This is a genomic window from Streptomyces niveus, assembly GCF_001723055.1.
Classification (GTDB): Bacteria; Actinomycetota; Actinomycetes; order Streptomycetales; family Streptomycetaceae; genus Streptomyces; species Streptomyces niveus.
In genome coordinates, this window is record NZ_MDCR01000121.1 from 1 (window position 1) to 8,698 (window position 8,698).

At 70.6% G+C, this 8,698-nt stretch carries 8 protein-coding genes; 4 read left to right on the plus strand and 4 right to left on the minus strand.

The window, feature by feature from the left end; all coding sequences use genetic code 11:
* The 3 genes from BHU15_RS15795 to BHU15_RS15805 all read left to right on the plus strand — a co-directional run.
* On the plus strand, positions 1-609 hold a 609-nt coding region (locus BHU15_RS15795), incomplete at its 5' end, for a methyltransferase domain-containing protein (protein ID WP_497210033.1).
* A 105-nt stretch (positions 610-714) separates the two neighbouring features.
* A complete protein-coding gene (locus BHU15_RS15800; RefSeq protein WP_023540139.1) occupies positions 715-1,299 on the plus strand; it encodes a DUF2975 domain-containing protein in 585 nt (194 codons plus the stop codon).
* Positions 1,299-1,547 carry a helix-turn-helix domain-containing protein gene (locus BHU15_RS15805; RefSeq protein WP_069627777.1) on the plus strand — a complete coding sequence of 83 codons (249 nt, stop codon included), beginning with the start codon at positions 1,299-1,301 and terminating at the stop codon, positions 1,545-1,547. Before BHU15_RS15800 ends, BHU15_RS15805 begins: the two co-directional genes overlap by 1 nt.
* On the opposite strand, the gene BHU15_RS15810 is transcribed toward BHU15_RS15805, so the two are convergent.
* Positions 1,544-2,086, minus strand: a complete 543-nt coding sequence (locus BHU15_RS15810; protein ID WP_069627778.1) for a DUF4240 domain-containing protein — start codon at positions 2,084-2,086, stop codon at positions 1,544-1,546. The two genes, BHU15_RS15805 and BHU15_RS15810, sit on opposite strands and share 4 nt — an antisense overlap.
* Positions 2,087-2,206: 120 nt before the next feature.
* A complete protein-coding gene (locus BHU15_RS15815) occupies positions 2,207-3,388 on the minus strand; it encodes a VWA domain-containing protein (RefSeq protein ID WP_368483206.1) in 1,182 nt (393 codons plus the stop codon).
* A gap of 491 nt (positions 3,389-3,879) precedes the next feature.
* On the opposite strand from BHU15_RS15815, the gene BHU15_RS15820 reads away from it, so the two are divergent.
* On the plus strand, positions 3,880-5,946 hold the full coding sequence (locus BHU15_RS15820; protein ID WP_069627779.1) for a PhoX family protein: 2,067 nt from the start codon (positions 3,880-3,882) through the stop codon (positions 5,944-5,946).
* Positions 5,947-6,029: 83 nt separating this feature from the next.
* Here BHU15_RS15820 and BHU15_RS15825 read toward each other — a convergent pair whose 3' ends face one another.
* Both BHU15_RS15825 and BHU15_RS15830 read right to left on the minus strand, forming a co-directional pair.
* Complete coding sequence (locus tag BHU15_RS15825) at positions 6,030-7,364, minus strand: sensor histidine kinase (protein WP_079128166.1); 1,335 nt, start codon at positions 7,362-7,364, stop codon at positions 6,030-6,032.
* A gap of 59 nt (positions 7,365-7,423) precedes the next feature.
* On the minus strand, positions 7,424-8,302 hold the full coding sequence (locus BHU15_RS15830; protein ID WP_069627780.1) for an NAD(P)-dependent oxidoreductase: 879 nt from the start codon (positions 8,300-8,302) through the stop codon (positions 7,424-7,426).
* Positions 8,303-8,698 lie beyond the last annotated feature (396 nt).

Sequence of the window (8,698 nt, forward strand, 5' to 3'; positions counted from 1 at the left end):
GCACCGTACGACCGGGTGATCGCCACGGCGGGCGTACGGGACCTGCCACCGCGCTGGCTGGAACAGACCCGGCCCGGCGGGGTCGTCCTCGCCCCCTGGGGGACGCACTACAGCGACCAGGACGCGCTCGTCCGGCTGACCGTGGGGGACGACGGGGGCGCGTCCGGGCCGTTCCTGCGCATGGTCGAGTTCATGAAGCTGCGTGACCAGCGGCTGGACTGGGACCGATTCCGTACGTACGTTCCCGCGCACCCCGACGTCCCCGGCGACGCCGATGCGTCCCGAACGCCCCTCACGCTGGGGGACTTGGGCGGGCGGTACGAATCCGTACGGTTCCTGACAGGGCTTCGCGTGCCCGACTGCGCCCATGTGGTCAACCGGACCGGCGAGGCCGCGGGCAAGGCGTGGTTCTTCGATCTGCGGGGGCGGTCGTGGGCCGTCGCCGAGTTCCACGAGGGGGAGGCCGGTGCCAGGGTCCACCAGTCGGGGTCGCGCCGGCTGTGGGACGAGGTGGAGGCCGCCGTGACGTGGTGGGTCGGGCAGGGCAGGCCCGGGGTTGAGCGGTTCGGGCTCGCGGTCGAGCCGGGCGGGCGCGCGCGGTCCTGGTAGCGGCCGTAGCGGTAAGTAGTCGCCGTGACCCCTTGCCATCGACCCATCGAATAACGATATGCTCCGCACGTCTTGGCATATCGAAAATCGATAGGGAGCGATCCGATGAACACGCGACTCACGAGGACTCTGGCCTCACTGACCTTCGTGCTGGCGATGCTCTCCGGGCTCGCCTTCCTCGGCAAGGGGGCCGTACATCTGGCCGACGACGGGGACATATGCGTGACGACGGGCTTCTGGGCCAACGCCACGCTGGCGGACGATCTTGGCCTCGGCAAGGGCGTGGCGGCGTCGAGCAGTGCGACGCGGCTCTGCCAGGCCGACCCCTCCGCTGGGCAGCGTGCTGCGGACCTCGGGGTGCAACTGCCCTGGCTGCTCTTCGGATTCGTCGCGCTGCTGCTGTTCTCGCGGTTGATGAAGGCCGTTGTTCAGGAAGGGCCGTTCACCGAGACCGCCGCACGGCGGCTGTCCGTGCTCGGCTGGGCCGTCACCGTCGGTACGCCCGTGACCGGGCTGGTCGCCGGGTGGTCGCAGTCCTGGCTGGTGGCGAGCATGGCGCCGATCGTCGGGTCGGGGCCGGAGTGGTCCGGGCCGCAGGTGCTCATCCTCGCCGGGCTCGCCGCGGTGATCATGGGTCGGATCATGCGTGAGGGCGTGCGCATGCGAGAGGACCTCGAAGGAACCATCTGATGGCCGAAGAGGAACTGCACGGGATCCAGATCCACCTCGACCGGATCCTCGCCGAGCGCGGGATGACGCTCACCGAACTCTCCGCGCAGGTCGGCATCACCGTCGTCAACCTGTCCGTGCTCAAGAACGGCCGTGCCAAGGCCATCCGCTTCTCGACCCTGTCGAGGATCTGCGACGTGCTGGGATGCCAGCCGGGCGACCTGATCACCCACGACCCCGCCGGGCCGCGGGCCTCGGAACTCGACTAGAAGTAGAGGGCCGCCAGGCGGGGGAGGCGGCGGGTCATCTCGTTGTGGTCGTCGAAGTCGAAGCCCCAGTCCGGGTCCAGCGCCTCGTACCGAATGGTGAACGCGCTGTCGGGGAGCTGCCGGCCGGTCGCCTTGATGTGGGCGTTCCAGGCGATGCCCAGCACGGACTCGCACTCGAACTCGAAGCCCTCCGCCGCGGCGGCCCGCACGACGGGCAGTCCGGCGAGGGAGTCGGGGTCGGCGACCGCCTGTGCGAAGACGTCCGGCCCCTGTGCCACCAACCAGCCCCGGAAGTAGTCGAATCCGTCGTCGGAGCATCCGCCGTTGGTGAGGTAGGCGGCGGCCCACAGCGGGCTCGTGTACGACTCGGCCATCAGGTCCCAGAGAATCTGCTGGGCGGCGACGATCTCCTCGACGGCCCGGCCCGCGAGGAGTTCGCCCGCCCGCCGCGCCACCGCTCGCGCGTGCTCCCCGTCCCCGAGATCCCGCTCCTGCTCGCGAGCGGCCTCGATGAGCTGCCAGAACTGGTGCTTGTCCATGGAACCGGAGCATGTCACCCGGCACTGACAACGGGCCTGGCCCGTACGGGGGGTGGGAAACGAGACGCGCCCTCCGTCGTCGTTCACCGGAGGGCGCGTCTCGTGGTGTTTCAGGTGCGATCAGGCCTTGTGCGTGGCCCACCACGCGGGCAGCGCCGCCAGCAGGTTGCTGAACAGCTCGGCGGCCGGGAGGTCCTTCGGCGTCGGGCCCGCGTGGAAGAACGCCACGTTGGGGGCCTTCTCGTCCGCGCCGAGCTTCTTCGCGAAGTCGAAGCCCTTCGCCTCGGGCTCGCCGAACGCCACGATCTGCCAGAACAGCGGCAGCTTCGCCGCCGCGGCGAACGCCTTCTCCGCCGCCACCTTGGCCTCGGGCGCGCCGTCCGTCTGGAAGATCACCAGCGCCGGGCCCGGGTTGCCCGCCTTCTCGTGCAGGGCGACGACCTCTTCCACCGCGGCGGCGTAGTTCGTCCGGCCCATGCGGCCGAGTCCGGCGTGCAGTTCGTCCACCCGGTTCTCGTACGAGGAGAGGGAGACCTCCCCCGTACCGTCGATCTCGGTCGAGAAGAAGACGATCTGCACGGTCGCCGACTCGTCCAACTGCGCGGAGAGCGCGAGCGTCTGCTCGCCGAGGTGCTGGGCGCTGCCGTCCTTGAAGAACGGGCGCATCGAACCCGAACGGTCCAGCACCAGGTAGACGGTCGCCCGCTCCCCGGCCAGACCGGCGTCCTTGAGCGCGGCACCGGCCGCCTTGTACGCGTCGACGAGGCCGGGCGCGCGCGACTTGACCTGGGCGAGGGAGTGCGCCGGCTTGGCGGCGGGGGTCGTCTCCGACTTGGGCTCGGGTACGACGACGGGCTCCGGCTCCGGCTCGGCCACCGCGACGGGCTCGGGCTCGGGCTCGGCCACCGCGACGGGCTCGGGCTCCGGCTCGGGTACGACGACCGGCTCGGGCTCGGGGACGACCACAGGCTCCGGTACGACGACCTCGGCCACCGGCTCGGGCTCGGGTACGACCACCGCCACCGGCTCCGGCTCCGGTGTCTTCACCGGCTCCGGCGCGGAGACCGCCTGCGCCGGGACGGTCGCCGTCTTCGGCTCCTCCCGCTTCGTCTGGGCCGGGACGCTCGGCTCCGGCGTCGACGTACGCGGGTTGTCGAACGCGGCGGCGACCAGGTCGTCGGCCTTCTCCGCCTCCGACCTCTCGGGCCTCTCCGCCTTCGGCGTCTCCGTCTTCGTCGTGGACTTCTCCGCCGTCACTTTCGCGGCGGCGGCGGGTGACGGCTCCTTGGCCGGTGCGGGCACCGTGGCCGTCGTCGTGGTCGTAGTCGGCGTCGAGGTGACTGGCGTCGAGGTCTCTGGCTGATGCGTACGTTCGGTCTGGGCCGGTACCGTCGTGGCCGCCGACTCGTCACGCTCCGCACGCTCGCGACCAAACACCTTGCGCAGCAAGCTCCGAATGCCCATGGGCGAGGCCTTTCAGATGAGTTGGGTGCGGCATATATCCGTACTTGGGACAGGGGATCCGGGGGCATACCCCGACCGGAACTCAGCATCCCTGGCCACGGCGGATACGTAAGGTTAGCGGCCACCCGGCGCCCTCTCCGGCAGGGGCGCCCCGGGACCTGGAATGTGGTGGCGGTGTGGCCGCCTCGGCGGCCCGGTCGACGCACATTCATTCCGCGTTCATCTTCAGGCCGCCGAACCGGGTGCCTACGCGCATAGCGTCGCCGCCGTACATATCCCGACACAGTGTCGGCGCAGGGCGCGCCGAGCAAAGCCCACCGGAGGGGAAAGTGCGCAAACTGCTGCCGCTGCTCAACTCGCACCCCGGCGGACGTTCCGCCATGACCTGCCGTTACCGCTGCGGTGACGCCTGTTTCCACGAGACGCCCAACACCAGTGACAACGAGTACGTCGGCGACGTCATAGCGGGTGCGCTCTCCCGCCGGTCGATCATGCGCGGCGCCGCCGTCGTGACCGTCGCCGCCGCCGCGGGCACCGCGATCGTCGCGGGCACCGGCAACACCCCCGCCTCCGCCACTCCCCTGGTCGGTGGCGACAACGGCAACGGCAAGGGCGGCAAGAAGCCCGACGGCGCGCGCGGTCTGCGCTTCACGCCCGTCGCGCCCAACACCGCCGACAAGGTGACCGTTCCCGACGGCTACACGCAGAACATCGTCGTCCGCTGGGGCGACCCGATCCTGCGCGGCGCCCCGGAGTTCAACGCGAACAAGCAGACCGCCAAGGCGCAGGCCGGCCAGTTCGGTTACAACAACGACTTCCTGAGCCTGCTGCCGCTCAAGAGCGAGCGCGGCAAGCAGCTCCTCGTGGCCAACCACGAGTACACGGACGAGATCCTGATGTTCAAGGATTACGACGCCGCCAAGCCCACCCGCGAGCAGGTCGAGATCGCCTGGGCCGCGCACGGCCTGTCGGTCGTCGTGGTGGACGAGGAGCCGCGCAGCGGCAAGCTCACCATCGTCCCGCGCCACGAGCTGAACCGCCGTATCACCGTCACGACCGAGTTCCGGCTCACCGGCCCGGCCGCGGGCTCCGACCTGCTGCGCACGTCGGCCGACCGTACGGGCAAGAAGGTCTACGGCACGCTGAACAACTGCGCCGGCGGCACCACCCCGTGGGGCACGATCCTGTCGGGCGAGGAGAACTTCAACCAGTACTTCGCCAACGGATCGAGCGCCACCGACAAGCGTTACGGCATCGGCACCGCCGCCACCGAGCGCAAGTGGGAGCAGTTCGACAAGCGCTTCGACCTGAAGCAGGAGCCCAACGAGGCGCACCGCTTCGGCTGGGTCGTCGAGCTGGACCCGTACGACCCCGACTTCACCCCGCGCAAGCGCACCGCGCTCGGCCGCTTCAAGCACGAGGCCGCGCAGCCGCGCCTGACCACCGACGGCCGCGCGGTCGTCTACATGGGCGACGACGAGAAGTTCGACTACTTCTACAAGTTCGTCTCGTCCAAGGCGATGAAGAAGGGCAACAGCCGCGCCGCCCGCGACCACAACCTCACGCTGCTGGACGAGGGCACGCTCTACGTCGCGAAGCTGACCGGCGACAGCCCGGTCGAGGACATCGACGGCAGCGGCAAGCTCCCCAAGGACGGCGAGTTCGACGGTTCCGGCGTGTGGATCCCGCTCGCCACCGGCGACGTGTCGCACGTGCCCGGCATGACCGCCGAAGAGGTGTACGTCTTCACGCGCCTGGCCGGTGACAAGGTCGGCGCCACGAAGATGGACCGCCCCGAGGACGTCGAGCCCTCGCCGCGCACCGGTCGTGTGTACGTCGCGCTGACGAACAACAGCGACCGCGGCGCCGCGGGCAAGGCGGGCGTGGACGAGGCCAACCCGCGCAAGGCCAACAAGCACGGCCAGATCCTGGAGCTGGCCGAGAACTGGGACGACCCGGCGGGCGACGGTTTCGCCTGGCGGCTGTTCCTGGTCGCGGGCGACCCGAAGGACCCGGCGACGTACTTCGCGGGCTTCCCGAAGGACAAGGTCAGCCAGATCTCGTGCCCGGACAACGTGGCCTTCGACGACCACGGCAACCTGTGGATCTCCACCGACGGTGCCCAGCTCGGCTCGCACGACGGCCTATTCGGCGTGGCGACGCAGGGGGAGCGGCGCGGTGAGCTGAAGCAGTTCCTCACCGTCCCGAACGGCGCGGAGACCTGCGGCCCGATCATCCAGGACCGCCGTGTCCTGGTCGCGGTGCAGCACCCGGGCGAGATCGACGGCGCGACGGTCGACAACCCGCTCAGCGCGTGGCCCGACGGGCGCGGCAAGATGGTCCGCCCGGCGGTCGTGGCGGTCTGGCGCAAGGACGGCGGCGACATCGGCGTCTGAGCCGGTTGACGTGTGACGTGTGACGTGTGACGTGTGATCTGTTCAATCGCCGGACGGGCTGCTTCCAGCCCGTCCGGCGATTGTCATCTGCCCGGCGGCGAGTGCCACGGCAGCCGCGCGCTCAGCGTGAACGTGCCGTCCACCGAGCCGTGCCGCAGTGTGCCGCCGTCGAGTTCGACCCGCTCGTGCAGTCCGGTGAGGCCCGCGCCGGCGCCGGGGATCTCCGACTCGGCCACTCCCGCCGGCAGCGGATTGCTGACCTCGACCGTCACCTCTTCGCGCGGGGACCCCGCGTACACCCTGACCTTCACCTGTGAACCGGGCGCGTGCTTGCGGGCGTTGGTCAGCCCCTCCTGGACCACGCGGTAGGCGGTGCGCTGGAGCTGCGGCCGGGGCGGTTCGGACTCGGAGTCGACCTCCGCGCCGTAGTCCACCGTCTGGCCCGCCGCCCGCGCCTCGTCCACGAGACCCAGCAGATCGGCCATGTCCGGCTGCGGCGGGGCGGGTTCGCCGCTGTCGGTGTCGGTGCGGAGCACGTACAGGACGTCCCGCAGCTCGTTCAGCGCCTGATGCGCGTTGTCCCGGATGACCTGCGCGCTCTCCGCGATCTCGGCGCCGCTGAGTTGTGCGCCGGAACCGGCCTCGGACTTGCGGGTGCGGTACGCGAGCGCCCCGGCGTGCACGGACAGCAGCGAGATGCGGTGGGCGAGGACGTCGTGCATCTCGCGTGCGATGGCGGTGCGTTCGGCGCGCCTCGACTCGGCGAGGCGGCGGGCGTGCTCCGTACGCTCCCGGTCGGCGTCCTCGCGCAGCTTCAGCACGAGGAGGCGGCGGGCGCGCAGGGCGCTGCCCCAGGCGAAGAAGACCAGGAAGTAGGCGAGGACGAAGACGGCGGCGGCCCAGCCGCCCTCGTACGGGACGGAGTAGATCAGTACGTACGGTGCGACGGCCGCGATCATCACGCACAGCACCGGCAGCGAGCGCTGCCACGGGACGCGCAGCGCGAGGTTGAGGATGATCACTATGCCCGCGCCGGAGCCGCTGTTGGTCAGGGCGCCGACGGCCACCATGATCAGCGCCAGGAGGAGCGGGAAGCGGCGGCGCCACCAGAGGCCGAGGCAGGCGACCGCGCCGAGCGGCGCGTCCAGCGCGACGAGCCAGTCCGGGAGGTAGTCGTAGGTGTCCAGGCGGCTGACCAGCACCGCCCAGATACCCACGGCCCACGCGAAGGCGAGCGCGTCGACGGCCCAGTCACGCGCGGTGCGGCGGACGGGGCCGCCGACACGGCCGCCCCTGCCGCTCGCGTCGCTCGCGTCGGCGTGGACGGCCAGCGCGCCGGGCAGTATCGACCTCGGTACGGAGCCGCGCTCGCCGCTTCTGGCGCCGCTGTCGCGCGGTGGGCGGCCGGGGTCGGTCATGTCCCGAGCCTAGGCGGGCGCCGTCGGACGGCGAAACGCCCCGCACGGGGCGCGCCGACTCAGGGCCTGCGGAAGCCCTCGATCAGGCTGGTGAAACTGCTTTCGGCGTGCCCGGCCCTGACGCCCTGTTCGAAGATCGCCAGGACCGTCTCGATGAGCGAGGCGTCGACCCCGGCGTCCTTGGACGTCCGCGCCACGTGGTCGACGCTCGCCACGCCCATGGCGAGCCGGTCGACGTCGCCCGGGTGCTCGCCCGCGTCGATGCGCGGGCTGTAGAAGCCGAAGAAGTCCGGCATCGAGCGCGCGGTGGTGGAGAGGTACGGCACCACCTCGGCCGCCTTGATCCCGTGCGCGTCGGCGACCGCGAGGGAGTGCAGGAAAGCCAGCGAGGTCGTCCAGAAGACACCCATCTGGAGCTGGTAGTACAGCGCGGCCAGCCCCGGGTCCTCGCCCCGGTAGTCGGTCGAGGTGAGCACTTCCAGCACCTCACGCCCGGCCTCGAACACCCCCTTCGGGCCGCTGTAGAAGGTGACGCAGCCCGGGTCGCCGATCCCGTCGGGCGACGTCGTCACCCCGCCCGTGAGGTACCGCGCGCCGTGACCGCCCGCCCAGGTGGCCGCCGCCCGCGCCTTGTCGGGGGTGTCCGAGCCGAGGTTGATCAGCATCCGGCCCGGCAGGGCGTCGGTGGCGGACCCGAGGACGGCGTACATCGCTTCGTGGTCGGTCAGGCTCAGGACGACGAACTCACTGGCGGACAGCGCCTCGGCCGGGCCGGCGGCGAGCGTGGCGCCCCTGGCGACCAGGTCGTCGGCCCTGCTCGTGGTCCGGTTCCACACGGTCACCGGGTGACCGCTGTCGAGGTACGTCCCGGCCATCGCGCGCCCCATCGGCCCCAGTCCGACGACGGTGACCGACGGCTTCTGTGGTGCTTCCCGCATCACAACCCCCTCTAAAACGAGCGTTCTATTTAGCGGTGAGGCTAGCAGAAGGGACCCGCGGAAGCAGCCTCCGGAAACTCTTTGCGTCCTCCCGCGCGGTCGCCTATCGTTCACAGCGTCCTTGTTGTCTCCGATAGAGGTGGACGTTGCGCATCTGAGGTTCGCGATCATCACGCAGTACGGCCCAGGCTCCGGCCTACGCCCGTACGACCGCGTGGATGCGACCTCGATGCAGGGCCGTCCCAGGGACACCTGAATCTCGATTCCCAGATCTCAGATCTCCCGTCTCTCGGACAGCCGCATCCTCTTCTCCCGGCTCAGGCCCGGTCGCCGCGTGGTGCTCGCATACGACGCCCCCATCCCACCGCGCCCCGCGAGGACCACGAACATGTCCAC

Coding starts and splice junctions, on each gene's coding strand:
- BHU15_RS15800 (WP_023540139.1), top strand. CDS start 715: ATGAACACGCGACTCACGAGGACTCTGGCCTCACTGACCTTCGTGCTG.
- BHU15_RS15805 (WP_069627777.1), top strand. CDS start 1,299: ATGGCCGAAGAGGAACTGCACGGGATCCAGATCCACCTCGACCGGATC.
- BHU15_RS15810 (WP_069627778.1), bottom strand. CDS start 2,086: ATGGACAAGCACCAGTTCTGGCAGCTCATCGAGGCCGCTCGCGAGCAG.
- BHU15_RS15825 (WP_079128166.1), bottom strand. CDS start 7,364: ATGACCGACCCCGGCCGCCCACCGCGCGACAGCGGCGCCAGAAGCGGC.
- BHU15_RS15830 (WP_069627780.1), bottom strand. CDS start 8,302: ATGCGGGAAGCACCACAGAAGCCGTCGGTCACCGTCGTCGGACTGGGG.